At 45.2% G+C, this 24,740-nt stretch carries 25 protein-coding genes; 6 read left to right on the top strand and 19 right to left on the bottom strand.

Translation table 11 applies throughout. The annotated features are described in order from the left end of the window. Window positions 1–97 precede the first annotated feature (97 nt). The 8 genes from BN1002_RS11675 to BN1002_RS11710 all read right to left on the bottom strand — a co-directional run bounded on the left by BN1002_RS11675 (window position 98) and on the right by BN1002_RS11710 (window position 9,291). Window positions 98–1,978 (bottom strand): ABC-F family ATP-binding cassette domain-containing protein, encoded by a 1,881-nt coding sequence (locus BN1002_RS11675; RefSeq protein ID WP_048827913.1) that lies wholly within the window; start codon window positions 1,976–1,978, stop codon window positions 98–100. After that, window positions 1,975–2,637: an HD domain-containing protein gene (locus tag BN1002_RS11680; RefSeq protein ID WP_048825188.1), complete on the bottom strand. Its 663-nt coding sequence runs from the start codon at window positions 2,635–2,637 to the stop codon at window positions 1,975–1,977. The genes BN1002_RS11675 and BN1002_RS11680 overlap by 4 nt, the downstream gene beginning before the upstream one ends. Window positions 2,638–2,735: 98 nt before the next feature. Then, window positions 2,736–3,584, bottom strand: a complete 849-nt coding sequence (locus BN1002_RS11685; protein ID WP_048825189.1) for a DegV family protein — start codon at window positions 3,582–3,584, stop codon at window positions 2,736–2,738. Window positions 3,585–3,683: 99 nt separating this feature from the next. Further along, window positions 3,684–4,160, bottom strand: coding sequence for a glutathione peroxidase (locus BN1002_RS11690; RefSeq protein WP_048825190.1), 477 nt, complete (start codon window positions 4,158–4,160; stop codon window positions 3,684–3,686). A gap of 13 nt (window positions 4,161–4,173) precedes the next feature. Next, window positions 4,174–4,713, bottom strand: a complete 540-nt coding sequence (locus BN1002_RS11695; protein WP_048825191.1) for a hypothetical protein — start codon at window positions 4,711–4,713, stop codon at window positions 4,174–4,176. Window positions 4,714–4,808: 95 nt separating this feature from the next. Next, window positions 4,809–6,485 carry a formate--tetrahydrofolate ligase gene (locus BN1002_RS11700; protein ID WP_442853415.1) on the bottom strand — a complete coding sequence of 559 codons (1,677 nt, stop codon included), beginning with the start codon at window positions 6,483–6,485 and terminating at the stop codon, window positions 4,809–4,811. A gap of 160 nt (window positions 6,486–6,645) precedes the next feature. Next, on the bottom strand, window positions 6,646–8,829 hold the full coding sequence (locus BN1002_RS11705; protein WP_048825193.1) for a type IA DNA topoisomerase: 2,184 nt from the start codon (window positions 8,827–8,829) through the stop codon (window positions 6,646–6,648). Window positions 8,830–8,955: 126 nt separating this feature from the next. Continuing rightward, entirely contained in the window at window positions 8,956–9,291 is a 336-nt protein-coding gene (locus BN1002_RS11710) for a hypothetical protein (RefSeq protein ID WP_148362768.1), read from the bottom strand. 200 nt (window positions 9,292–9,491) lie between these two features. On the opposite strand from BN1002_RS11710, the gene cspD reads away from it, so the two are divergent. Further along, complete coding sequence (gene cspD / locus BN1002_RS11715; protein WP_043933662.1) at window positions 9,492–9,692, top strand: cold-shock protein CspD; 201 nt, start codon at window positions 9,492–9,494, stop codon at window positions 9,690–9,692. 48 nt (window positions 9,693–9,740) lie between these two features. Here the strand turns inward: cspD and BN1002_RS11720 are convergent, their stop codons facing one another. Genes BN1002_RS11720 through BN1002_RS11730 form a run of 3 tightly spaced genes read right to left on the bottom strand, consistent with a single transcriptional unit; the run spans window position 9,741 to window position 10,816 of the window. Then, window positions 9,741–9,953 (bottom strand): zinc-finger domain-containing protein, encoded by a 213-nt coding sequence (locus BN1002_RS11720; protein WP_231575027.1) that lies wholly within the window; start codon window positions 9,951–9,953, stop codon window positions 9,741–9,743. 14 nt (window positions 9,954–9,967) lie between these two features. Beyond that, on the bottom strand, window positions 9,968–10,624 hold the full coding sequence (locus tag BN1002_RS11725) for a reverse transcriptase-like protein (RefSeq protein WP_048825195.1): 657 nt from the start codon (window positions 10,622–10,624) through the stop codon (window positions 9,968–9,970). A 3-nt stretch (window positions 10,625–10,627) separates the two neighbouring features. After that, complete coding sequence (locus BN1002_RS11730; protein ID WP_048825196.1) at window positions 10,628–10,816, bottom strand: hypothetical protein; 189 nt, start codon at window positions 10,814–10,816, stop codon at window positions 10,628–10,630. 261 nt (window positions 10,817–11,077) lie between these two features. Here BN1002_RS11730 and BN1002_RS11735 point away from each other — a divergent pair, with 261 nt between their 5' ends. Further along, entirely contained in the window at window positions 11,078–11,488 is a 411-nt protein-coding gene (locus BN1002_RS11735; RefSeq protein WP_048825197.1) for a reverse transcriptase-like protein, read from the top strand. 127 nt (window positions 11,489–11,615) lie between these two features. Here the strand turns inward: BN1002_RS11735 and BN1002_RS11740 are convergent, their stop codons facing one another. Both BN1002_RS11740 and BN1002_RS11745 read right to left on the bottom strand, forming a co-directional pair. After that, window positions 11,616–11,885: a DUF6123 family protein gene (locus BN1002_RS11740; protein ID WP_048825198.1), complete on the bottom strand. Its 270-nt coding sequence runs from the start codon at window positions 11,883–11,885 to the stop codon at window positions 11,616–11,618. 38 nt (window positions 11,886–11,923) lie between these two features. Beyond that, window positions 11,924–12,421, bottom strand: a complete 498-nt coding sequence (locus BN1002_RS11745; protein WP_048825199.1) for a divergent PAP2 family protein — start codon at window positions 12,419–12,421, stop codon at window positions 11,924–11,926. A gap of 81 nt (window positions 12,422–12,502) precedes the next feature. Between BN1002_RS11745 and sspL the strand changes: the two genes are divergently transcribed. Beyond that, window positions 12,503–12,640: a small, acid-soluble spore protein L gene (sspL, locus tag BN1002_RS11750; RefSeq protein WP_048825200.1), complete on the top strand. Its 138-nt coding sequence runs from the start codon at window positions 12,503–12,505 to the stop codon at window positions 12,638–12,640. Between the two features lie 51 nt (window positions 12,641–12,691). Here sspL and BN1002_RS11755 read toward each other — a convergent pair whose 3' ends face one another. The 5 genes from BN1002_RS11755 to BN1002_RS11775 form a co-directional block, all read right to left on the bottom strand. Continuing rightward, complete coding sequence (locus BN1002_RS11755; protein WP_048825201.1) at window positions 12,692–13,591, bottom strand: 5'-3' exonuclease; 900 nt, start codon at window positions 13,589–13,591, stop codon at window positions 12,692–12,694. 91 nt (window positions 13,592–13,682) lie between these two features. Further along, entirely contained in the window at window positions 13,683–17,327 is a 3,645-nt protein-coding gene (locus tag BN1002_RS11760) for a dynamin family protein (protein WP_048825202.1), read from the bottom strand. Between the two features lie 877 nt (window positions 17,328–18,204). After that, window positions 18,205–18,774 carry an isoprenylcysteine carboxyl methyltransferase family protein gene (locus BN1002_RS11765; RefSeq protein WP_048825203.1) on the bottom strand — a complete coding sequence of 190 codons (570 nt, stop codon included), beginning with the start codon at window positions 18,772–18,774 and terminating at the stop codon, window positions 18,205–18,207. Further along, window positions 18,774–19,856 (bottom strand): type III polyketide synthase, encoded by a 1,083-nt coding sequence (locus BN1002_RS11770; protein WP_048825204.1) that lies wholly within the window; start codon window positions 19,854–19,856, stop codon window positions 18,774–18,776. Before BN1002_RS11770 ends, BN1002_RS11765 begins: the two co-directional genes overlap by 1 nt. A 246-nt stretch (window positions 19,857–20,102) precedes the next feature. After that, window positions 20,103–20,876: an SDR family NAD(P)-dependent oxidoreductase gene (locus BN1002_RS11775; RefSeq protein ID WP_048825205.1), complete on the bottom strand. Its 774-nt coding sequence runs from the start codon at window positions 20,874–20,876 to the stop codon at window positions 20,103–20,105. 609 nt (window positions 20,877–21,485) lie between these two features. On the opposite strand from BN1002_RS11775, the gene BN1002_RS11780 reads away from it, so the two are divergent. From BN1002_RS11780 to BN1002_RS11790, 3 genes are read left to right on the top strand one after another with little or no spacing between them, the layout of a single operon-like run. Continuing rightward, window positions 21,486–21,647 (top strand): cytochrome c oxidase subunit 2A, encoded by a 162-nt coding sequence (locus BN1002_RS11780; protein WP_048825206.1) that lies wholly within the window; start codon window positions 21,486–21,488, stop codon window positions 21,645–21,647. Between the two features lie 20 nt (window positions 21,648–21,667). Further along, window positions 21,668–22,144, top strand: coding sequence for a cytochrome c oxidase subunit II (locus BN1002_RS11785; RefSeq protein WP_048825207.1), 477 nt, complete (start codon window positions 21,668–21,670; stop codon window positions 22,142–22,144). After that, on the top strand, window positions 22,144–23,799 hold the full coding sequence (locus BN1002_RS11790) for a b(o/a)3-type cytochrome-c oxidase subunit 1 (protein ID WP_048825208.1): 1,656 nt from the start codon (window positions 22,144–22,146) through the stop codon (window positions 23,797–23,799). Before BN1002_RS11785 ends, BN1002_RS11790 begins: the two co-directional genes overlap by 1 nt. A gap of 26 nt (window positions 23,800–23,825) precedes the next feature. Here the strand turns inward: BN1002_RS11790 and BN1002_RS11795 are convergent, their stop codons facing one another. Further along, window positions 23,826–24,737 carry a DMT family transporter gene (locus BN1002_RS11795; protein ID WP_331386336.1) on the bottom strand — a complete coding sequence of 304 codons (912 nt, stop codon included), beginning with the start codon at window positions 24,735–24,737 and terminating at the stop codon, window positions 23,826–23,828. Between the last annotated feature and the right edge of the window lie 3 nt (window positions 24,738–24,740).

Genomic DNA, 24,740 nt, shown 5'->3' on the forward strand with positions numbered 1-24,740 from the left:
CTGTAACATATCGTACTTGCCATTTCATAATCTATGAATTGCCTAGGTCAGGAAAATCTATTCGGCCATTCTTAAAACGTCTCGAAAGGAAACTGATTCACCCTTCCGCCAGTTCCGAAAGATAAGACCATCGCTCGATTAGCCGTTCAAGTTCTTCGTTTAACTCTGCTTCTTCTTTCATCAGGTTATGGGCAGCCTCAAAATCGCTTCCGGCTGCAGCCATTTCAGCGGGAATTTCTTCAAGCCTTTTTTCTACCTTGGCGATATTGTCATCAATCGTTTCCCATTCCTTTTGTTCATGGTAGGACAACCTTTTCTTTTTTTCCCTCATCCTGGAGGGCTGGCTTTCCGGAGCAGGCTTTAATACCGGTGCGGCGATGGTATTTTCTTTCTCCATATATTCAGAATAATTACCGTAAAAGGTGCTTGTTTTCCCTCCACCTTGCAAAATCAGCAGCTGGTCGGCTACTTTATCAAGGAAATAACGATCATGGGATACGGTTATGACAACACCTGGAAAGTCGTCGAGATAATCCTCCAGCACTGTCAGCGTTTGTGTATCCAAATCATTCGTCGGCTCATCCAATAGAAGGACATTCGGTGCTTCCATCAGGATTTTCAGCAGATATAGCCTGCGTTTTTCACCGCCGGATAGCTTTCGGATCGGGGTTCCATGCGTGGCGGGAAGAAATAGGAAGCGCTCTAGCATTTGTGAAGCGGATATGGTTTTCCCGTCGGTCGTATCAATAACCTGCGCGGTTTCCTTGATATATTCAATCATCCGCTGGTTTTCATCCATATCTTCACTTTCCTGAGTATAGTAGCCTATTTTCACTGTTTGCCCCATCAAATATTCGCCGCTGTCCAATGGTATCTTTTTTGCCAAAATGTTCAGCAGAGTCGTTTTTCCCGTCCCGTTCATGCCGATGATGCCAATACGGTCACCGGGTTTGACAAGAAGGTTGAAGCGGTCAAGAATGACTGTCTCCCCAAAAGATTTCCTAGCTTCCTTCATCTCAAAAACCTGTTTGCCCAGCCTGCTGCCGCTTAGAGAAATATCCACTTTTTCATTTGTCCTTGTTTCGGATACTTGTTCCTGCAGTTTGTCAAAACGGTCAATCCTTGCTTTTTGCTTTGTTGTCCGGGCTTTTGCCCCGCGGCGGATCCATTCCAATTCCCGCCTGAACAGATTTTTTTGTTTATCGAGGGTCGCCGCGTCATTTTCTTCCCTGATGGCCTTCGCTTCCAGAAAACTCGCATAATTGCCTTTGTACGCATACAATTTTCCGCCATCGAGTTCAAAAATCCTGTTCGTGACCCGGTCGAGAAAATACCGGTCATGTGTAACGAGCAAAACTGACCCATTATAGTTCTTCAAATAATCTTCGAGCCATTTGACGGAGGCAAAGTCGAGATGGTTTGTCGGTTCATCGAGAATCAACAGATCTGGCGCCTCAATCAGCACGCCCGCCAGAGCAACCCTCTTTTTTTGGCCGCCTGACAGCTCGCCGGTCTTTCTGCCGAACCCTTCAATTCCAAGCTTGGACAAAATCGTTTTTGCATTCGTGCTTGCATCCCAGCCGTCCACAGCATCCATTTCTTTTTGCAATTGGAACAGTTCATCGAGGATTTCCTGATTTTCCGGTTGGTTCTCAAGCTTAGCCAGGCATTTTTCGTATTGCCTCATTACCCTGACGACAGGCGCATCCCCATGGAAGACCTGGTCAAGCACAGTCAGTCCGGGATCCAATTCCGGATTCTGATCAAGGTAGGCAATCCTGTAATCCTTTGGAGATACAATCTCGCCGGAATCCGCCTCATCCTTGCCCGAAATAATTTTTAACAAAGAAGATTTTCCGGTCCCGTTAATGCCGATCAATCCAATTTTCTCTTTTTCTCCAATAGTAAAAGTAATTTGATCAAACAATTTTTTCTCACCGTAAGTTTTTGTGAGATTCTCAACTGTCAGCATTTTCATTTTTTGCAATCCCACTCTCTATAAAACTGTTCCAGATAGGCCTCCATAAACTGCTGTCTATCCTCGGCCATTCGCCTTGCTGTTTCGGTGTTCATCATTTCCTTCAATTTAAGGAGCTTTTCATAAAAATGGTTTATGCTTGAAGACTTCCCGCTCCTGTACTCCTCAAGCGTCATTTGCTCCCTGATTGCAAATTCTGGTTCGTATATGGGCTGCCCCTTTTTGCCGCCAAAGGCAAAAGCTCTTGCGATTCCAATCGCCCCAATGGCATCAAGGCGGTCTGCATCCTGGACTATTTCGGCTTCAATGGATGGAAGGCCGGAAGCCTGTCCGCCCTTGAAGGATATGGAATAAACGATGTCATTGATTTTTTGTTTATTTGTTTCATTAATGCCCAACGTGTCCATAAAGGCATCCAGTTTATTGCGTCCTGCTTCCGCTGATTCATTCAGTTTTTCATCCGGGATATCATGAAGCAACGCGGCCATTTCGATGATATATTTATCGCCAGCGCCTTCTTTGCCTGCTATGTAAAGAGCGTTATTTCTGACTCGATTGACATGGTGCCAGTCATGGCCGGTGGCATCTTCGCCCATTTGGGCCTTTACAAAATGTTCAACTTTACTAATTATCCGTTCCACTACCGCACTCCCCTTCATCTAGCTATTTTACCATGAAAGGAACATAGCCGTGTATCTTTCGGACCACAAAAGCACTAGCCTTATACTGGATAAAAAAAAGTGCCAAAGAGGCACTTTTAGTCAATCTTGTGGTACCAGCTGATTCCCAGCGTGTTTTCACCGGCATGGACACCGATTGTCGCGCCAAGCGGACAGCGGCGGAACGTGAGAGACGGAAATTTCGGTTCCAGTTCCTTTTGCCAGGCAAGCGCCGCTTCTTCATGAAGGCCATACAGGAGATAAACTTCCTTAAATCCGTATTTTTCATAAGAAGCTTTCATATATCCCTCAATCTTTTCCTTCGCTTTCTTCGTATTTCTTACTTTTTCTTTTGTTTCCAACCCGCCATTTTCAATTGAAACAATTGGCGTTATGCTGAGCATGCTTCCGAGGAAAAATTGCAGCCCGCCCATTCGGCCGCTTCTATGCAGCTGTTCCAGGCTGCCGATCAGGACGTATGTTTCATTTTCGCCGCGTTGACGTTCTAGTTCCTCCCGTATTTCCTCAACATCTTTCCCTGCGCGTTCCAAGGCTATGCCTTTTTTCAACAATGCCGACAAGGGAAAGGCCAACACTTTTGAGTCAATAGTCGTTACTGGTATACTGACGAGCTGGGCAGCCTGCTCGCTTGACGAGACAGTACCACTCAATTTGGAAGACAAAAGGACAGAAATGACCTGATCATAGTCTTCTGCCAATTTTTCATAGAGCTGCTGAAATGCGCCTACAGATGGCTGAGAAGTTTTTGGCGGAGTTTTTAGTTCCTTTAATTTTGCATAAAGTTCCTCAGCGGTCAAGTCGATGCCATCCGCATATTCATGCCCATCAAGGATGACTGATAATGGAATTGTGTACAAGTCCGGATGATTTCTTAATTCCTCATCCAGATAGGCGGTGCTATCTGTTACCCAAGCCGTTTTTTTCAAAAAAAATTCCCCCTTTGCAAGTGAAAGCAACAAATTTCTATATGTCTATTTATGTATGCATTGTTATTATAATATCTGTATTTAGAATTGTCACAGTTTTCAGAGTAATTTCCCTATCTCTTTTGCCAAATCCGCTGGTTTATCTTGCGGGGCGAATCTTTTTAGCGGTTTTCCATCCCGGCCGATGAGAAATTTTGTGAAATTCCATTTAATGCTTTTGCTGCCTAATATACCAGGGAGTTCTCCAGTCAAATAGCTGAATAGAGGATGTGCCTTTTCTCCATTAACATCGACCTTTTCAAACATCGGGAATGATACTCCATAGTTTATCGAGCAAAATGACCGGATGTCTTCCTCGCTGCCCGGCTCCTGGCCGCCAAATTGATTGCAAGGGAATCCCAAAATGGTGAATCCCCTACCGTTGTATTGCTGATAGAGCTCCTCCAGACCGGCATACTGGGGAGTAAAACCGCATTTGCTCGCTGTGTTGACAATTAATAAAACTTGCCCTTCAAAATGGGACAAAGGGACTTCTTTGCCATCGATCAGATTGGCATTAAAATTGAAAACAGACATTTGGCCACTCCTCCTATTCGTTCCATGTTTCTCCCAACAATGAATATAAGCCGATCATTGATTCAACCATATAATCAGGGATTTCCTTCAGTTCTTCAAGCTGGGCTTCTGTTACAATCCGGTTGAAATCGACGGCAATTTCATTCATCACTGTCTCGTGTCCAGTTAACGGGTTCCAGCAGGCCGTTTGCAAAATATTCCGTTCCGGTCCCCATTTGGATTCTGTGTACTCCTGGATGCCCTCATAAATGGCAAACGAATCTCTGTGGACGGCACGAAAAAACAGAATGAGCTCGCACCCTGGCTTTACATCCGGGGTACTTCCCTGCAAAAGTTCAGAAGCGAGGTTTTCAAGACTTGCCATGAGCCTGAGTTCCGCTTCTATTCCCGGACATTCCGGGAGATAAAAAGAGATGGAAAACTGGCGGGAAAGCGTGGCGAGGTCCATGATGTCCTTCCTGTCCATGATCATAAGTTTCCCCGCTTCATCCAGGTCATAAAAAGCCCCTTCAATAATGACTTTCATATTATCAAATGCGGTTGGATCGAACAATTGCGCTCCTCCTTTTATGCCCGCTCCTGGGGCTGTAATATGAAAGGAGGCTCTTGTCCAGGAGCCTCCCCGTTCACTATCATTATCTTATTTCTTTAGAACAATCCAACCGCATTGCCGTTTTCATCGACATTCATATTAAGGGCGGCAGGCTTCTTCGGCAATCCTGGCATGGTCATGACATCACCTGTCAGGGCCACGATGAATCCTGCTCCTATCGATGGTTTGAACTCGCGGACCGTCACAGTGAATCCGGTTGGTTTTCCAACGAGTGCCGGATTATCCGATAAGGAATATTGTGTCTTAGCCATGCAGACCGGGAGATTGGACCATCCTAATCGCTCGAAGTCCTCAAGCTGCTTCCGGGCTTTTGAGGAAAATTCAACATCTGAGCCTCCGTAAACTTTTCGAACGATTGTCCTTACCTTTTCATCAAGAGGCTCGGAAAGGTCATAAAGAGGCTGATAGTTGTTTTCTCCCCGCTCGATGGCTTCCAATACCTTCCGGGCAAGCTCAACTCCGCCTTCCCCGCCTTTTTCCCATACTTCCGTAAGAGCGGCTGGGACGTTTTCCTGTTCGCACCACTCCATCAGCGCTTTAACCTCAGCTTCCGAGTCGGTAACAAAACGGTTGATGGCGACAACAGCCGGAAGACCGAATTCCTTGATTGTTTCGATATGCTTTTTAAGATTTGCCACGCCGAGCGTGAGGGCGGAGACATTCTCTTTTCCAAGTTCGGCTTTCGGCACACCTCCATGCATTTTCAGCGCCCTGATTGTCGCGACAATGACGACTGCTTCCGGGCGGATGCCAGCGCTGCGCGACTTGATGTGCAAAAACTTCTCCGCTCCTAGATCCGCGCCGAACCCTGCTTCTGTAACTACATAGTCAGCCAGCTTGGTAGCAGTAGTCGTTGCAATGACAGAGTTGCAGCCATGGGCGATGTTCGCGAATGGGCCGCCATGGATCATGGCTGGTGTGTGTTCAATTGTCTGGACGAGGTTCGGTCTGACCGCATCCTTAAGAATGAGTGCCAGTGCTCCTTCCACGCCTAAATCTCCCGCAGTGACTGGTTCTTTTTTATCATTATAGGCAACGACCATCCTGGCCAGCCTCTTTTTCAAATCTGCCATATCAGTCGCCAGACAAAGCACCGCCATGATTTCGGAAGCGACTGTGATATCAAATCCATCCTCGCGCGGCACTCCCTGGATTGGACCGCCAAGTCCGATAATCACTTTTCTTAAAGCACGGTCATTCAAATCAACCGCACGCTTCCAAACAATTCTCCTTTGGTCAATCCGCAATTCGTTCCCCTGTTGGAGGTGATTATCAATTAGTGCCGCAAGAGCGTTATTGGCAGTAGTGATCGCATGGAGGTCTCCTGTAAAATGGAGGTTAATGTCTTCCATCGGGAGAACCTGGGCATAACCTCCCCCAGCGGCTCCTCCCTTAATGCCCATCGTCGGGCCAAGTGACGGCTCCCGCATCGCAATCATCGCTTTTTTTCCAATCCGGTTGAATGCATCCCCGAGCCCGACAGTCACTGTCGACTTCCCTTCCCCGGCCGGAGTTGGATTGATAGCGGTTACAAGAATGATCTTACCAGGCTGCTTTTCCTTCAATCTGTTCAATGCTTCAGTTGAAAGCTTCGCCTTGTACTTTCCATACAATTCAAGGTCGTCCTCTGAAAGTCCGACTTTGGCAGCTATGTCTGTAATTGGCTGCATTTTCGCTTCTTGTGCAATTTCAATATCCGACTTGTGCTTGATTTTCTCCAAAAAAATCCCCCGCATTCACTGTTAGAATTGTGGCAACTGCCACTCTATTGTAACAAATCCCTGCGAAGAAAGGAGTGATTTTTATCCTAAATTCACCTTTCTTTAAAAATATGGCGGAAACCATCGAAATGACAGCTTCCGCCTTCTCAAATTATTTTTTTGCCGCAGTTCTTTTTGGCTTGTTATCAAATTCCATCTTCCAGGAATAATAATCTTTTCCTTCCTCTTTAACATATCGGAGGATGGCATTGAACTTTGTCCCTTTTTTGCTCGTCAGCCCTTTCACATTGGCCCTGCCATTTTTCAAAAGGCTTTTAACCATCGTTGGGGTCGGTTTCTTTTTGAGGGCGGCAAGGAATTTGTCATTTTTCCAAATGACGAACTTACAGCCGCTCTTCCAATTGCTGCACCCGAACCCTTTTTGCCCTTCAATGATACTTCCTCCGCATGAAGGGCATTTTCCCAGGACTTCCGCAGTCTTCCTAGTCCGTGATACTTCCTGAAGAATTTCTGCTTTTGCAGCCTTTATCTTCTCGACGGATGAAGAGGTGAATTCAAAGATCATTGGCAAAAATTCATCCTTGCCAACCTTCTTCTTTTCTATATCGGAAAGCGTTTTTTCGAGCCGGCCGGTAAACTCTAGATCGAAAAGCTCCCTGATCGGAAAGCTTTCAACGAGATTTCTGCCAAGGCTTGTACAAACCAGATTTTTATTTTGCGCTTCGATATAGCCGATATCCTTCAGTTTTTTTATCGTTTCCGCCCTTGTGGCCGGAGTTCCGATACTGTAGCCTGAAAGGATGGCTGCCATCATTTCCTCGCTCTCTTCATTGTCCTTGCCCTTCCCGCATGTTTCCATAACCCTCAAAAGCGTTTTTTCAGTGTGGGGCTTGGGAGGCTTAGTCGTATGCGAGGTTAATTCCGTTTTGCTTATGTTAACTTGTTCACCAAGTTGGACATTCGGCAGGATGGTGTCCTTGGATTCAATGCTCTCAACCTTTTTCCATCCCTCCGCAAGCTGGATTTTTCCTTTGGTACTAAACACTCCGTTGATCCCGGACTCCGGGATGGAAGTCGTGATTCTCGTTTCTTCATATTCGGCCGCCGGCATGAACTGCATGATAAAACGGTTTTTTATCGCATTGTAAATGATTGATTCGTCGGCTGTGAGAGATTTTGGAAGCACGTAGGTTGGAATAATGGCGCTGTGGCTTTCTACTTTCGAGGAATCGAATACCCGCTTTGATTTTATAAATTTTACTTCATCTTTATAGGACAGATTAGCCGAAAGCAGCTCCAATACCTTTGCAGCTTTTCCTGCAAGTGATTCTTCCAGGACGGAACTCGCTGTTCTCGGGTACGTAATATACTTTTTCTCATATAAGGACTGTGCCGTTTTCAACACTTTATCGGAAGTCCAGCCCTTATATTTAGAAGTTATATATCCTTGTAGATTGGAAAGGTTGAATAAAAAAGGCGGCAGTTCCCGCTTCTTTTCTGTTTTTTTATCTGTGACCAGTCCCCTGTGTCCGGTAATGGCGGCCTCGATTTTTTCCAGGTCGGTTTTATTTTCGAATTTTTCTTTTTCCCCTAACTGATAAGTGCCTTCATACTCCTCTTTTCCTTCGGTTTGGAATAAAGCGGTAAGCTTAAAATAGTTTTCGGGAACAAAGTTTTCAATCTCTTTATCTCTGTCATAGATGATTTTTAACGTCGGAAGCAATACTCTCCCAATATTCAGTGCTTTCCCAGACCCTTTTTGGTACTTCAGCGTCGCCGCGGAGGTAAGATTGATGCCAATCGTCCAATCAGCCCACTGTCTGCTGATCCCGGCATCGAGCAGCGGCTTTAATTCAGAGTTCGGCTTCATTGCCTCAAGGCCTTTCAAGACTTCAGCTGGAGTCCACTCATTCAGCAAAAGCCGGTAAACCGGTTTGTCTGTTTTGCTGTTATAAATGATACTATCGCCAATCAGCTGACCTTCACGGTCAAAGTCGCAGGCCGAAACGATTCCATTTACGTCCTTCCTTTTCAAAAGGCTATAGATTGTCTTCAATTGTTTTTTGGCGCCTAAATCGTCTTTTTCCCTGTTTTTCGGATCGCTTTTTACCTTATATTTAAACTGCTCTGGTATGAATGGGAAGTTATCCATTTTCCATTTAGACATTTTGGTGTCGTAATCCTTCGCATCGTAAAGTTGAAGCAAATGGCCGAATGCCCAAGTAATGAGATAATCCTGCCCTTCGTAGTAGCCATCCTGCTTTCCTTTAATCTTCAACGCATCGGCTATATTTTTCGCTACCGATGGCTTTTCGGCAATAATGACTTTTTTCATAAAATTAACCACCATTCCTAAATGTGGACACGACACTATTTTACATCAGGAACAGGATTCTCTCAATTTATGATGCGTCTGTGTATTTTTGGCAAAAACCTCTTATTCCTTTCCACCATCTGTATTTCAAAGGGCACTCATGTTATACCAGCGCTCTTTCGGTACAGAGGCTGTGACAGTCAGGATGAGGGAAGGATGGCGATCTATTTGGACAAAGATGGCGCCCAGTTCAGTATGAAATAATACAATGGAATCTATAGTAGTCATCCTGTCAAAATTTATTTTCCCGCTCATTAGCAGCCTGCAGATTTCTTCCCGATCTTCCATTTTATACGGTACTTTTTTTGAAAAGCGCAAAATGATTTCCTCTTTCCCCTTTGCCAGCCTGTACATACGCTCACCCTTTTTATGGAGATTTATTAGAAAGAATATTGCTGAAAGAGTGGATTTATGATTAGGCAATTATTCAATTTTCCCAACTTTGAGCGCTGGTAAATCTTCCAGTAAAAGCGCTTTCATTCCTTGACTGCCCTGTGTTTTTCGTGTATAGTAAAGCCATCATGGTTCAGACTAATTCAGGAAACACCTGCTTCAGCTGCTCATGATAATATTCAACTGGGGTACAGACATGTGCCTGCAAGGTTTTAGGAGGAAAAGGTATAATGCAAAACGGCAAAGTAAAATGGTTCAACAACGAAAAAGGTTATGGATTCATCGAAGTTGAAGGCGGAGAAGACGTATTCGTCCATTTTTCTGCTATCCAGGGCGATGGCTTCAAATCGCTTGAAGAAGGACAGGAAGTTTCTTTTGAAATCGTAGAAGGAAACCGCGGTCCACAGGCTGCAAACGTTGTAAAACTTTAATAACTAAACGTAGACACGACTTTTCAGGCTGGCAGCTTGCCAGCCTTTTTATTTTTCCGTTTTCCGCTTTCCGGTCAAACGGCTGCCAAGTTCCTTGATTTGGCCGCCAACCGTGCATTTGCTAATGCAAAATTTGTGTGATTTCCGTTTGCCGGATTCATCCGCATGATGTTTTTGCAAAAGACAGCCTTCACAATACCCGGAAATAAGGCAGTTTATTTCGTGTAAAAGCTGTTTTCTGTCAATTGCCTCTTTTTCCATTCGACGGCCCCTTCCTAAAGCATCTGCGTTTTCGCCAATACTTTTTTCCCATCCAATGCCTGGGTAGCGAGTTTATCTGCTTCTTTATTTTCATTCCTGGTTATGACTTTGCATACCGCCTTAATGCCATTACTTTCGAGCTTTTTCTCAATTCTGTCCAGCCATTTGTTCAATACTTCTTCATAGCATGGCCACTCTCCCTCCAGTTGTTTCAAAACACCTTGTGAGTCGCCCCTGATTTCGCATGGCATATTGGCAATCCCATACTCTTCAAGTAAATTTGCTGCAAAATAAAGGGCGGCATATTCCGCCTCGTTATTTGTTTCCATTTCACCGATCCGTTCATTGGCCCGGACCCTGAATTTTTTCTTGCCCTGTTTAAAAAACAGGACGACCCCAAGGCCTGCCTCATTCGTTTCCTTTTTGAAGCCGCCATCAAAATAAATGATGGCATCATGCGGCTCCTCTTCCGTTTCCTCAAGCAGGCGTTTCATTTCTTTATAAGTCCATTCGGTCCCTATTTCATCCTCGAAGGAAAAATCGATTGCTTTGCCGGTTTTTTCAAGTTCACCGGCTGTCAAAAGGGCGTGTTCACCTTCAAGCCAATCTGAAGAAAATCGGACATTCTCATTTCCTTTTACTTTAAAAACCCATTCAAGTTTATACTTCATAATTTATGTCCTCCATGTGTAAATAAGGCTCTGGTCTCCTTGATTGTTGATTTCCACTCCGGGGACATGCTTTCCGCGGGGCGAAGCATCCACCTGAACCAACTTCATGAGAAACATCCATGAATTCGCTTCGTGCAGCTTTGCGACGAGCTGAAGGTTCGCTTCCCCGAATAGTCTGTGGCGCAGGAGCATTCTTTATGGAGCCTCCTCGGCGTCCTAGACGCCTGTAGGGTCTCCACGTGCCGCTGCATCCCGCAGGAGTCAGTCCCCTCCGTTCCAATCAACTTCATCGAAACTGCACACGCACTTTTAACTGAGCCATAATTAAAAAAGTCCTATTCTTTTCATGATACACATTTGTTCCGCAGATAAACACAAATGCAGTTAATTTTAAACTGCCCATGTTTGAGTTATGATAATATCAGCATATATCAGGCGCTGGAGGAATGTTTCGTGATTGAAGTATACATTGATGGGGCAAGCGCGGGGAATCCTGGCCCAAGCGGTGCGGGCATTTTTATAAAAGGGAATGGTTCCGCCAAGAAGTTTTCAATCCCGCTCGGCAATATGTCTAACCATGAAGCGGAATTTCATGCGCTCATTAAGGCACTTGAAATATGTATTGAAAAGGGATATGGCACGGTTTCTTTCCGGACGGATTCAGAGCTTGTAGACAGAGCGGTCGAAAAAGAGTTTGCCAGGAACAAGGGCTACGCCCCGCTCCTTGAGCGTGCGCTTAAACTTTCAGCGCAATTGGATTTGTTTTTCATGAAATGGATTCCCAGCAGCGAAAATAAAGTCGCCGATGAATTAGCCAGGCTGGCAATCAGGAAAAATGCGGTGGAGGAAACACGGGAAGAGTAATTTTTTTCACAGAACAGATATCATTTTGGCCATGTTATTTAACTGAATCAACACCGTGTTCATCCAGAATGGGACGCTGAAAAAACCGGGTGCTTAACCGCTCCCGGCTTTTCATATGCTGACCACTTTATAATGACAGGAGTTCCTTCTCCTGCACATATTGAAATGCGGCCTTCCTTGTCTTGATGTTATTGGAAACGAGTGTCTCGAGCAAGGAAACATAAAAGCTCCCTTCGAAACCTCTCTGGGCCTTTAATGTGAGTTCAATCGCGGCGATTGCCAGTTCATCGGAAGCATTCGTATAATGCTTGCCGAAATAGATGAACCCAATGGCATCTTCCTGAAATTGAAAGCCTTTTGCCTGCAAATGCTGCAGGTATAAATCTACCGTCTGCACCTGTATGACCAACCTTCCTGATTTTACAAGTTACATCTCTATTTATAGTGTAATGTAAAATCAGACATTTTTCTATCGTTTTTTGTCAAAAGATGGCCAATATAACCCGTCAAAAGTCCCAGCATAGCTCCACCCAGCACTTCCCCCGGTTTATGCCCGAGCATTTCCTTTAATTTTGTCGGTGTTTTTTCTTTAAATTCCACTGTGGAATCTTCATGGTGAATTTTATCGATCAGTTCGTCCAGCGAATTCACTTTCAATGTGAGTTCCCCAGTCTGCCTTCTGATTCCTTGCGCATCATACATGACAATTAGCCCGTAAACGAGCGACAGAGCAAAATCGACTGTGGGTATGCCCCTCTTCAAAGCAATGAATGTAGTCAGCGAGGAAACCCCGGCCGAATGGGAGCTAGGCATGCCCCCGGTCTGAAAGAATAAATCAGGCCTCCACTCTTTTTTCTGCGCATAATGGATCGGTATTTTCAAGCCCTGCGCGAGCCCTATGCTCAATAAGGATACAATGACGCCTTTGTTCATTTCCTTCACCTCATCACCTAAATTATCAATCGTTTTTTATTATTCCCTATGGAGATACTAAGAAAACAGGAGGTGGCTAAAGTGAGCAAAAATGACGGAAACAGGGGGACAAAAGCCCCAGGAGTCAATCCGCAGGGATTTGGGCAGGATGCCTCAAGAACACCGGATCCAAAAAGTAAGCTGGAAGAGAAGGCTAAAAAAAGTAACACCAAAAGATAATTGCAATGAAAACGCCCGCTTCCTTTTCGAAGGAAACGGGCATCCTAAATTTCATTCAAAAACTGGCTCGGACTGGTAGGGGATCAGGCGGGAGATACCTCTCAACCCCATATCATTCAAAACATTCTCAACCATTCCCCTGTCGGGTGAAAAGAGCGCTGAAGGTATATGGCACTCGACCGGAACTTCACAATGGATTTCAGCAAGTTTTCGTGATAGATGGAGCATCTCTAAATCCTGTTCAATTTTTGTCCGGTGGGACTTCGAAAGCTTATCAAGATTCGCCAATATCCCCTCGATATGCCCGTGTTCAAGTAAAAGCTTCAGAGCTGTCTTTTCACCAATTCCCTTCACCCCGGGATAGTTATCACTCGGGTCACCCATCAGCGCCTTTAAATCGATCATTTGGCGGGGAATCAAACCGCATTCCTCGTAAAAGGTCTCAGGCGTATGGACCTGGTAGTTCCCATATCCTTTTTTAAGCAAAATAACCGAGACCTGCTCATCAAGTAGTTGCAGGATATCCCTGTCCCCAGTCAAAATCGATACTGGCAAATGGCGGCTTGCCTCAATGGCAATCGTTCCGATGCAATCATCTGCTTCATAACCCGCGAGTCCAATATTAGGGATGCCGAAAGCTGCTGTGGCTTCTTTTGCAAGTTCAAATTGAGGAATCAGTTCGACAGGTGCTTCGCCTCTGTTCGCCTTGTAACCATCAAACATCTCCGTCCGAAAGGTTTTGCTTCCCATATCCCAACAGACAGCGACATGCGTCGGTGAAAACTCAGAAACAGCTGCCAGCATATGTTTAAGGAAGCCATGAACCGCGTTCGTGGGCATACCCTTAGAGTTAATCATAAATTGTCCGGTGACCGCGGTAGCATAAAAAGCCCTGAACAAAAGGGCCATCCCATCTATCAGCATAAGTGATTCATTACTTTTAGTTTGCATAGTCGATCCTCCATGAAAAAAGGCGCTGTTACGCGCCTTTCACTATTGTTCACTGAATCTATTATAACATAATAACAGGTGAAATAGTGGGTTATTTCGAAAGCTGTTTGGCTTCCTCTAGTCTTTTCTTAAGATCCTCGACATCAAGTCCGCCGCCATAAATCTCAAGCAATCCGGATACATAATCCTCCGCCTGTTGGCCCTTGTTTTCAATGACAACAGAAAACGCCTTTTCGACAAACCCGCTTCCGTAAAGCGAAAGTCTTTCTGCCTGGTATTTAAGGTATGCATCAGCCTCGCTGCTCAAAACGTTCTGCAACTGTTCCTGCATGGCCTTCTTTCCGTTTTTCTCAAAAAAGTCCTTTGGATTTTTGAACAGGGAAAGCGGCTTAGAGAACAAGCTTCTGTCTGTATTGGCAAGGGCAGCTGGAAACTCGATTCCCTCCGCTTCCGGTAACTCTGTTTCACCGAACGTAAGGCCCTCACATATTTCCGCCAATTCCCTTTCAAGTCCTGAACTGTATCCCTTCACCGAAGCGGAGGCAAACTTTTCGATTCTTAAACTTGTCGCTCGCATTTCCTGCGCCAAATCATGTCCAAGGCTTCCCAGCAAATCCTCCAACGCCATGCCAAGTGCCTTTTTCAAATAGCCGCTTTGCCCGTTTAATACAGAGGGATTAAACGACTCCTTGAAAAAGTCATTAAACCTCAGGAAAACCCTTTGCTTGCAATAATGGATAAGCTCTTCCGCTTCCTGGCACACTCGCTTTTTAAGCTGGGCCGGCGACTGCGAGTAGAGGAAAGCCTTCATTCTGGCATCGGTATTTTTCAGAACGCTGATATTTTCGGCAGCTTTCGACTTATCCTCCGTTGCCGACCGGACGAGGCTGGCCAACAGGCGGGTAACACGGACAAGCTCCTCTTCGGCTGAAGAAATGGCCAGTTTTGCCAGTCCTTCCGAAATGAACCTGTAAAATGTGTCTTCAAATCCCGGAATGCCAGAATCCAAATTAACATGACCTTCTTTTTCCCTTATACCATTCAGACTTGAAACCGTGTTAAGTGACGGATTCCTGATGCCATACTGCTCCAGTTGCTCCCTCACATATGATATGACCAGTTCTTTCTCAGTTTCATCCTTGGCCAGGTCAATGGCGTTGATGATAAAAAACATTTTATCAAGTTCGAAGACTTCCTTTACCCTGCCAAGCTGGATGAGGAACTCCCGGTCGGCCCTCGAAAAGGCATGATTATAGTAGGTCACAAACAGGATGGCATCCGCATTTTTAATATAATTGAAAGCGACCCCGGTATGCCTGGCGTTAATTGAATCCGCACCAGGAGTGTCGACAAGTGTGATTCCCTTTCTTGTCAGCGGGCAATCGTAATATAAGTCAATCCATTCCGCAAAGCACGATTTTTCTTCCTTTGCGACAAATTCGCTGAACTGGTCAAAATCCGCCTCTAACAATTTTCCTAAATGCTCGTTTTCATGGGCAAATCCCATCTTGAAAGCATTTAGGAAGGATAAATTTGCCTTCTCGGCTGTATCGCCGGTAAAAGGCAATTTTTCAAGTTCATTTATCTTAGCCAAAGCAGTTTCCAGGGTCCCTACTTCATCCGTGAAACTTTTGAGAGCCTGATTCACATCAGCAAGCAGGCTGGATGGGTCTTTCATCTTCACCATGACAGCCCCATGATGATGCTGGCTATCGACAGGCTTGATTCTGCAAATCGATGCGGTAGTCGGATTCGGGGAGACAGGGAGCACCTTTTTGCCAATCAACGCATTTGCGAACGAAGATTTACCCGCACTGAATGCGCCGAAGAGAGCGACAGTATACGACCTGTTTTCCAGCTTTCCTGCTCTTTCCACCAGTTCAGCGGCGAGGTGATTGAAACCCGGCAGGCCTGAAACAATTTGCGCAGCTTTTCTGAGCCGATCGGGAACATCCGCCCTGATTCGGCCCGGCTCTATCTCTGTGACCGCTTCAACAAGCAAATCTTTCTGTGCTTCCTTTACTTCCAAGGATTCATTTTTGTTTGACAGAGCATCTCTTATTACTCTAACGGCTTCCTCTTCCTTGCTGAAAAGCCGCTCAGTTGTTTCTCCTCCAAGGCTTTCCCCTTGCAAAATCAACGAAAGTTCATGTCTGTCTAATTCAATTATCTCTTTAAGAGTGCCGAGTTTCTGCTCAGCTTCTAGATATTCATTAAATTTGGCAAGTTCATGTTCATGCTTAAATATATCCTCTTCCGTCATCTTCCCAACGAAATTCAAATAAGCTTTTTTGAATTCATTAATGTTTTTCCTGGCAGCCATTTTGATTTCGGAAACCAATTCATCTGTATAAGTAAGGACATAATCGCCAGATAAAAGGGCGCCCTTTTTGACAGGCTTTTCAATTAGCGCGTCATCGATAGGTATCTGAAAGCCGCCAGCTAAAGATAGAAGCCCGCTGTCTGTGATTTGCCGCTCTTTGAGTGTATTCAATAAAAGTTCCCTTAAATGCCATTCTGCCTGCTGTTTCGTTTTCTCGCTGACATCTTTAAGAAAGGCTTCTTTCCTTGCCTGTTTTTCAGCGTTTGTTTTTCCGCTAGAAAAAATGAATCCTACCTTGAAACCCGGTTGGACAGATTCCAGATAGCCTTTTGCCAGCTCGCGGGTTTCAAACGGCATTAAATAGGCATTCTGCAAGATCCTCGATACTTCCTGATCCAACTCCTTGCCAGCCGTTTCCTCACTTTGGGCTTTTTCACTCAAAGTGTCCTCCAATAAGGAAATCCTCTCTGAGATTGGCACTTTACCAGCCGGGAGCCCTTCTGAAAGCAGTTGTGTCAATGTACCTCTTTCTTCCGCCTGGTCCTCTATTTCTTTTTGTAAAAAATCATCAGCCAGCTTTTCAGCCGCAGCCATGACCGAGGCTTCCAGTCCGCTACTGTCCGCTCCCTTTGTACGGATGAAGGCTTCCAGTTCGGGATATTGGTTTTCCGGGTGTTCCGGATGTTTAAGGGTTGTATAAAAAATGCCGGCAGGCTCTACTCCCCATGAACGGAAGGAAGAAGCTACACTCTCCTTAAAGCTTGTAAAACTTAGCTCGGCTTCCTGGTGCTTATCGATTTGATTTACGATCAAATAAACTTCTTTTCCGGCATCCTGCAAATCTTTTGTAAACAGGAAATTGACCCCTGATTGGACATGATTATAGTCCATAACGTAAAAAACCAAATCAGCAAGATGAATGGCGGACTCGGTTGAAATCCGATGGGCATCATCAACCGAATCGATTCCCGGAGTATCCAGGATGACGGTTTTTTCAGGAAGGTGGGTGCGCTCCCTGCTGATTTCAATTTCTGTAATTTCATCACCGTCAAGGCAATGGGTTTTCACAATGCTGTAATCATAAGGCGGCAAATAAAGCCATGGAATATCTTTTTTGAAATAGACTTTGGCATATTCTTCACCCGATTTAACCCTGACCAGATTGGCGCTAGTCGGGATTGGGCTTGAAGGAAGAATATCTTCCCCGGCCAGGGTATTTATTATAGATGATTTCCCAGCCGAGAAGTGGCCGCAGAAGGCGATGACCTTTTCTCCCGAGCTGTATTTCCGCCCAAGCTGTTTCACTTTTTCAGCCAGGCCAGATTCTCCCTTTTCTTCAAAAAAACGATGCAGTGCAGATAATACCCCTTTTACATTTTTCATAGAGTCTTGCTGCCTTTTTGCCTGAATCATGAAATGGAATCCCCTATCATTAATAATCTCCATATATTTTAAACGAAAATTCATTCAATTCCCATTGATTAGAATGAAAATTTTCTGGAATCCATTTTCATCTTAAAAAGAATGCTTTGTTATCCTTGATTGTTGATTTCCACTCCGGGGACATGCTTTCCGCGAGGCGAAGCATCTACCTGAACTAACTTCATGTGAAACTTCCATTAATAGGCTTCGTGCAGCTTTGCGACGAGCTGAAGGTTCGCTTCCCCGAATAATCTGTGGCGCAGGAGCATTCTTTTATGGAGCCTCCTCGGCGTCTTTGACGACTGTTTGTCTAGCTGCAGCGCCTAGCCCCTCGAGGTCGCTTCGGTCCCGAAGGAAAAGTCAAAGAACGACTTCCCCTTCTGGCCCTCCAGCGCTTGGCTACGCTTCGCTCGCATTAAGGGCGACTAGGATTTTGCTTCGCAAAACCAAGTCTTCCTATATCGGGGCTGACCACAAAGGTAAGCTTCTGCGAATAGTCATCGCAGGGACAGGCGGTTTTTGCCTGTCACGAAGGCGCTTCCGCTTTTCGTGGGGTCTCCACGTGCCGCTTCATCCCGCCGTAGTCAGTCCCCTCCGTTCCGATCTACTTCATTGAAAATCAGCATTCACCTTTAACAGAGCCAAAAAGAAAAAAACCAGGGATAGCCCTGGCTTGGTCAGTTATATTGAATTTTATCTTGTAGGTCTTGCTACATGGCCTAAAACATGTTTCATCACTGCTGCATAAACTAAAACCGTTCCGCCAACGAATACGATCGCCATATGTAACACCTTCCTGAAGTTGAGAATGATTTTCATTTCTGATTAAAGTGTATCATGGCTGAGAACGATTTTCAATAGAAGAACTTCAGTTGTCAAACTTCTTTAACATTTTTGACTCAATCTTGCCATTTCTATTGAGCTGGTTTTCATATTCAGTCAGCTTTTTCAGTGCTGATTCCTCCGCGGGAATTCTGATGGAGAGCATGATTGCGTTCAATATGGCAAAAACAGCAGCGGTTATATATGCATTAAATAACAACGGAATGACAAGCAGTTCAAGTGTGACAATGACATAGTTGGGATGCTTAAGGAAACGGTATGGCCCTTTCCTGACAGGCTCTGCTCCCGGCAAGACGATAATCTTTGTATTCCAATACTTGCCCAAGGAAGCAAGTGCCCAAATTCTTCCGGCCTGGGCAACTAAAAAAAGGGATACCAGGAATGGCCAAAAAGGCGATACGTTTTTTTTCAAAACTAGCACTTCCAGAAAAAGAGACAGGAAGAATCCAATATGCATTAAGACCATCCACGGATAATGCCCGCTGCCAAACTCAATTGCCCCTTCTCTTTTCATCCGGTCTTCATTCCTTCTCGCAATCATAAGTTCGATAAGCCTCTGTAAAATGACAAAAGTAATTAAAAAGCCGAAAAGCATCATTCACCCCACCTCATCAAAAGAAGCTCCGAGCTGAAACCAGGCCCCAGTGCCGCGGCAAGCCCATATGCCCCTTCCATAGGTTCCATCTCCATATGCCTTTTCAAAACATATAAAATTGTGGAAGATGACATGTTTCCGTATTCCTTTAGCACATCAGTGGATATATCCATTAAGGAACGATCAATCCCCAGCGAAACGGCATAAGCATCGAGGACTTTCTTCCCTCCTGGATGGGCAATGAAATAGCCGATATCTTCCATAGTGAGATTCTGATTTTCTAAAAAACCAAAAACATTCGGTTGCAGCCAATTCTCAATCATCGAGGGAATGTCCCTCGAGAATATGACATATAAGCCCTCGTTTTTAATGTCCCACCCCATCACATCCATCGAGTCCGGCATTAGAGTGGACTGCGTAGCAAGAATGGCCGGAACTCTGCCGGTTTGGATTCTTTCTGCCTCGTCACCTGTAACCAATGCGCAGCTAACGCCGTCAGCGAATAGGGAAGTACCGACTAAGTTGCTTTTAGATCTATCGTTTTTTTGAAAGGTGAGGCTGCAAAGTTCCACGCTAAGCACAAGGACTTTGGCAATTGGATAGGCTAGGCAATATTCGTATGCCCTGGCCAGGCCCGCGGCTCCGCCGGCACAGCCCAGGCCCCATATCGGAATTCTTTTTGCATGGGGAGAGAATGATAATTTATTCATGATCCTGGCTTCTATGCTCGGTGTAGCCAGACCTGTTGTCGATATAAAAAAAATGGCATCTATTTCCGCGGGTTCAACCTCCCTCTGAAGGAACCGTAAATTAGTGAGGCATTTTTCGACGGCCTCTTTTCCCAGTTCTACGGCGGACTCAATATAAGCATCATTCCGCTCCTTAAAAGTCCTTTCTTCTTTGAACCATTCGATATCTTTTGCAAAGCGCCGGCTTTCAATTTGGCCGTTCTGGAAAACTGTTAATAGTCGTTCTATATCTTTAAAGGATTCTGAAAACAGTTCCCTTGCAAACTCCACAGCGCTTTCCTGTTCAATTTTATAAGGCGGGAGGGCTTCTCCGATTGAAATAATTGATGGCATTGTCCATTCTCCTTCGGCTCTACTGAGGATATTTTTACCTAAAGCACCGGAATTATGCAGGTGCGGCTATTGTCCTATTCCCCAATTTGTCCGTTAATATACAGAGTGTGAATGGCATTGTCTGCGAAAAGAAAAAAAGCTTCCCCTTAAAAGGAGAAGCCACGTTTTGAAGGTGTTGCTGTGCAACCTTATTATACTAAAAATGTTGGCCCTGTTCATTGCGCAAACTTTTCCATTGAACACGAATCAGAATCCTTGGATTGTCATCCCGCCATCTACATACAAAGTCTGGCCATGAACATAACTGCCGGCCTCAGAAGCCAGGAAAACTGCGGGACCGGCCAGCTCGGGGAGTTCCCCGATACGATTTAAAGGGGTCACATCCAGGATGGCTTTTACATAATCAGGATCCGCGAGCAGCTTCTCCGTTAAAGGAGTCTTGAAATACCACGGTCCGATTGCGTTCACATTGATGTTATACTTGCCCCATTCCAATGCGAGGACTTTAGTCATCTGGATGATGGCCGCTTTAGTGGCCGCATAGACAACCCCTGTTCTTAAGGCGACATGGCCGGCTACAGACGCGATTGAAATGATCCTGCCGCCTGTACCTTGTTCCTTCATGACTCTGCCTGTTTCCTGAGCCATCATGAACGCGGACTTCAAGTTTGTATTCATGATCGTTTGCCATTCTTCATCTGTTACATCCAGGGCTTTTGAGCGGATATTCATTCCGGCATTATTGACAAGAATGTCAATCGAGCCCCATTTATCCTTTACCGACCGGACAGCCCTCTGGATATCCTCCCTTTTCGTTACATCACATGGAATAATGAGCGCCCTTCTTCCCTCGTTATGTATGAAGCCTGCTGTTTCCTCCAAATCCGACGCAGTCCGTGAAAGAATCGCAACATCCGCTCCAGCTTCCGCAAATGCGATTGCGAGTGCCCTTCCGATTCCCCTTCCGGCCCCTGTAATGACCGCCGTTTTTCCATCAAGTCGAAATGAAGGTAAATACATCCCAACCACCCTTTCCTATTTAAAGCAGTCCGGCATTTCCAATAAGATCGTTTCCGCCTAAACCACCAATGAATTATCTCAATTATAAAGAAAAGGCATTTAAAAAGCACCGTTTAAACGGTGCGGTTCGTTATGGGCGTGACTGTTTTTGTACTTCAATCCAAATTTTATTCTCCGCGGTTAAGCCGCAAACACGGCATTTTGTAACTGAATGATACAATAACCGGCATTTCTCGCAATAGTATCTTTCCATCCTTGTTTTGCCCCTTTTTCTGCAAGTTTTTAGTTAATATAGTGTATCGGCCACGAACCAAATGGTGCGAAAGTTAGAAAAATTCCATCCTTATTTGACGTGCTCAGTTACTTTTGTCACTCAAAATCGCCCATGTTCACAATGCCGTAATACGCCGTTCATTTTTCTGTCACAAATCCATTTTCCTGCAAGTGATTTAAATCACTGATATAACAATTTTTCACTATTAACATAGTGAAAAATAAGGTATGAACACTTTGTGAACTTTCTGAAACCATATTTTACTTTCTTAATTGTTTTGTATTATGAAATAGTACTTATTGTATTTTTTCAATATTTTGAAGGGAGTGCGGGGGATGGCGAAACCAGTATTGGCAAAATCGCATGCGAAGACAAAACAAAAGGTCAAAGATGATGAGCCTGTTCTGAAGGGGACTCTCGTTTCCGTAATGTTGCTTGGCGCATTTTTAATTCTTTCGTGGGCAGGCGTTTATTTTTTATTCCTTGACCGCTTTTAAACTAAGAAAGGGGACCATTTATGCATATCCATAAATTCGAGAAAATTTGGCTTATTTTCGGTATAGCCACTCTTGTTTTTTTTCTTACCGTCGTTGGCGTAAGTGCTTTTTATATGGGAAACCAGCCTCCAAGCTGCCTTCAGACGATCGATGTCGATAAAGTTGATACACAGGAACCATTCAACAAACCGGGCCTGACCAAAGTCGAAGGCAAGGAATGGGATTACCAGCTCGTGTACGTTGCATCCGCTTTTTCCTATAATCCGGTTGAAGTCCAAGTTCCACTTGGGGCGAAGGTTAAGATTATCGCTACAACAAAAGATGTCATCCACGGCTTTGAAGTAGCCGGAACAAATATTAATATGATGCTTGAACCGGGGTATGTGAGTGAATTTACGACCACCTTTGACAAGCCAGGCGAATTCCTGATTGTCTGCAATGAATATTGCGGTACAGGACATCACTTAATGTACTCTAAAATTGAGGTGACCGAATAATGGCTTCTTCTACAACCAGTGTAAAAGTCGATTCCCGCGATGCCAAACTTGCTATGGCTCATCTCTATGTAGCTTTCATCGCACTTGCGCTCGGAGGGCTGATGGGACTGCTGCAGGTTTTGGTCCGATCAGGTGAATTTCAGCTTCCTTTCGGCATCGATTATTACCAGGTCCTGACTGTACATGGTGTTCTCCTTGGACTCGTCCTGACAACTTTCTTTATCCTTGGCTTCCAGGCGGCCGCAGTCAGCAGAACTGCCGGGCCAATGACAAGCAAGGCGCGTATAACCGGCTGGGTTGGATTCTGGCTGATGACCGTGGGCACCGCTATGGCTGCCGTCATGATCCTTCTTAAAAAAGCTTCTGTCCTTTTCACTTTTTATGCTCCACTGATGGCTCACCCGATCTTTTATATCGGGCTTACACTTGTCATTGTTGGAAGCTGGGTTTCCGGGGCAGCACTAATTATGACTTACGCAAAATGGAGACGGAGCAACCCAGGCAAAAACAGCCCGCTCCTGACATTCATGGTTGTTGTCAATACTGTTATGTGGATTGTAGCAACACTGGGCGTAGCTGCTACAGTCCTGCTTCAGCTCCTTCCGTGGTCACTCGGTATTGTTGACAGGGTTGATGTGCTTGTCAGCCGGACTTTATTTTGGTACTTCGGCCATCCGCTTGTTTACTTCTGGCTGTTGCCGGCGTATATGTGCTGGTATGCGATCATACCAAAGATTATTGGCGGAAAAATTTTCTCCGATTCCCTTGCCAGGCTTTCATTCCTTTTATTCCTGCTATTTTCAATCCCGGTCGGCTTCCATCACCAGCTGACAGAGCCAGGGATTGATCCGGCATGGAAGTTCCTGCAGGTAATCCTGACATTCATGGTTATTATCCCTTCGTTAATGACGGCCTTTACAATGTTTGCAACGTTTGAAAAAACCGGCCGTGCAAAAGGTGCTTCTGGCCTGTTTGGCTGGATCAAGATGCTTCCGTGGGGAGATGCGCGTTTCACGGTTCCTTTCATCGGGATGGCTGCTTTCATCCCTGCCGGTGCGGGTGGCATCATCAATGCTTCCCACCAGATGAATCAGGTTGTCCATAACACTATCTGGGTGACGGGACATTTCCATTTGACTCTCGCCACCACTGTAGTTCTTACATTCTTTGGTATCTCTTACTGGCTCGTCCCTCATTTGACAGGCAGAAGGTTGACCAAGACAATGAACAAGCTGGCCATCATCCAGGCATGGGTTTGGGCGATTGGAATGACCTTCATGTCAGGGGCGATGCATGCGGCTGGACTTCTTGGTGCTCCTAGGCGTTCCTCATTCTCGGAATATGGCGGATCCGCCCAGGCAGCAGAATGGATTCCTTATCAGGTCGCACAGGCGATTGGCGGTTCGATATTATTTATCGGCATCATTCTTGTCCTCGTCATTTTCATTAACCTTGCTTTCTTTGCCCCTAAAGGAGAAGAAGAATTCCCGGTTGGTGAAACGGATGATGGAGCGGAAAAAGCTCCAGCTGTATTTGAAAACTGGAAAATCTGGCTTGGCATCACGGCGGCCTTAATTCTGTTTGCTTATACAATTCCTTTAATCGATATCATCCAGAATGCCCCGCTTGGCTCAAAAGGCTGGAAGACGTGGTAAATCAAATAGAAAAGGCTTCAGTCGTTTTACATCGACTGAAGCCTTTTTCGATTGGATCGGAAGTTGGATAAATCAATATTGGATATAGAAACTGAAAAGAGGATGATGGCAGACCCAAGGAGCTGCAAAATGCCTATTCCTTCACTATAAAGGAAAACTCCCAGCATTGTCGCCACAATCGGTTCAACAGTCGCAATGATTGCTGCGGTGCTGCTGTCTGTACTCTCCAAACCTTTAGTGTAAAGGAAGTAAGCCACAACCGTCGGGATAATACCCAGCCCGGCCCCATATAAAATACCTTCATTGCTAAAGACGATTTCCTGCCGTTCCCAAAGCCTGGTCAGGGGGACAAGGAATACAGCGGCTATAAAAAAGGTGTAGAAGGTGATAGTGAAAGGCTTATATTTACTCAAAGCAGCTTTGCCGAATATACTGTAAAGCGCATAACCGATCCCAGCCCCAAGACCAGTGAGCACTCCTATAAACCCTGCGGATGCAGCCTCGCCCCGGAATCCGGCGACGAGGACACATCCGATAAATGTCCCCACTACCGCGGCAACTTTTATTTTTGTGAATTTCTCCTTAAAGAAAATATACGAAAGGATGGAGACGAAAATTGGCGCAGTATATAAGAGAATCACCGCAAGTGAAACATCCATCATATTTAATGCCGTGAAATAACACCAATTGAAAAAAACGATACTAAAAATGCCGGTCCCGATAAACAGCCAAATATCCTTCAGGCGAATAGCCATTTGGCTTCTGTATTTTACAAGACCGATCAAAGCTAACGCAATCGCGGCAATTGCCACGCGGACAGCGACAACTTCCATCGGGGTGAACCCGATATCCGCCATTCCGCGTACAAAAATCGCGATGCAGCCCCATAACGATGCGCTAATGGCAATCAGCAGCAGCGGAACGTATTTTCTCATCATCGG

Origin of the sequence: Bacillus sp. B-jedd, from assembly GCF_000821085.1 — a bacterium.
GTDB lineage: Bacteria > Bacillota > Bacilli > Bacillales > Cytobacillaceae > Bacillus_D.

What these genes read in the sequence shown, in the direction of transcription:
- BN1002_RS11725 (WP_048825195.1), bottom strand. Translation starts at nt 10,624, where the DNA reads ATGAAGTATAAACTTGAATGGGTTTTTAAAGTAAAAGGAAATGAGAAT.
- BN1002_RS11690 (WP_048825190.1), bottom strand. Translation starts at nt 4,160, where the DNA reads ATGTCTGTTTTCAATTTTAATGCCAATCTGATCGATGGCAAAGAAGTC.
- BN1002_RS11760 (WP_048825202.1), bottom strand. Translation starts at nt 17,327, where the DNA reads ATGATTCAGGCAAAAAGGCAGCAAGACTCTATGAAAAATGTAAAAGGG.
- BN1002_RS11730 (WP_048825196.1), bottom strand. Translation starts at nt 10,816, where the DNA reads ATGCTCCTGCGCCACAGACTATTCGGGGAAGCGAACCTTCAGCTCGTC.
- BN1002_RS11770 (WP_048825204.1), bottom strand. Translation starts at nt 19,856, where the DNA reads ATGCCATCAATTATTTCAATCGGAGAAGCCCTCCCGCCTTATAAAATT.
- BN1002_RS11755 (WP_048825201.1), bottom strand. Translation starts at nt 13,591, where the DNA reads ATGCAAACTAAAAGTAATGAATCACTTATGCTGATAGATGGGATGGCC.
- BN1002_RS11680 (WP_048825188.1), bottom strand. Translation starts at nt 2,637, where the DNA reads ATGAAGGGGAGTGCGGTAGTGGAACGGATAATTAGTAAAGTTGAACAT.
- cspD (WP_043933662.1), top strand. Translation starts at nt 9,492, where the DNA reads ATGCAAAACGGCAAAGTAAAATGGTTCAACAACGAAAAAGGTTATGGA.
- BN1002_RS11790 (WP_048825208.1), top strand. Translation starts at nt 22,144, where the DNA reads ATGGCTTCTTCTACAACCAGTGTAAAAGTCGATTCCCGCGATGCCAAA.
- BN1002_RS11775 (WP_048825205.1), bottom strand. Translation starts at nt 20,876, where the DNA reads ATGTATTTACCTTCATTTCGACTTGATGGAAAAACGGCGGTCATTACA.
- BN1002_RS11795 (WP_331386336.1), bottom strand. Translation starts at nt 24,737, where the DNA reads ATGATGAGAAAATACGTTCCGCTGCTGCTGATTGCCATTAGCGCATCG.
- BN1002_RS11780 (WP_048825206.1), top strand. Translation starts at nt 21,486, where the DNA reads ATGGCGAAACCAGTATTGGCAAAATCGCATGCGAAGACAAAACAAAAG.
- BN1002_RS11745 (WP_048825199.1), bottom strand. Translation starts at nt 12,421, where the DNA reads ATGAACAAAGGCGTCATTGTATCCTTATTGAGCATAGGGCTCGCGCAG.
- BN1002_RS11705 (WP_048825193.1), bottom strand. Translation starts at nt 8,829, where the DNA reads ATGAAAAAAGTCATTATTGCCGAAAAGCCATCGGTAGCGAAAAATATA.
- BN1002_RS11765 (WP_048825203.1), bottom strand. Translation starts at nt 18,774, where the DNA reads ATGCTTTTCGGCTTTTTAATTACTTTTGTCATTTTACAGAGGCTTATC.
- BN1002_RS11720 (WP_231575027.1), bottom strand. Translation starts at nt 9,953, where the DNA reads ATGGAAAAAGAGGCAATTGACAGAAAACAGCTTTTACACGAAATAAAC.
- BN1002_RS11675 (WP_048827913.1), bottom strand. Translation starts at nt 1,978, where the DNA reads ATGAAAATGCTGACAGTTGAGAATCTCACAAAAACTTACGGTGAGAAA.
- BN1002_RS11785 (WP_048825207.1), top strand. Translation starts at nt 21,668, where the DNA reads ATGCATATCCATAAATTCGAGAAAATTTGGCTTATTTTCGGTATAGCC.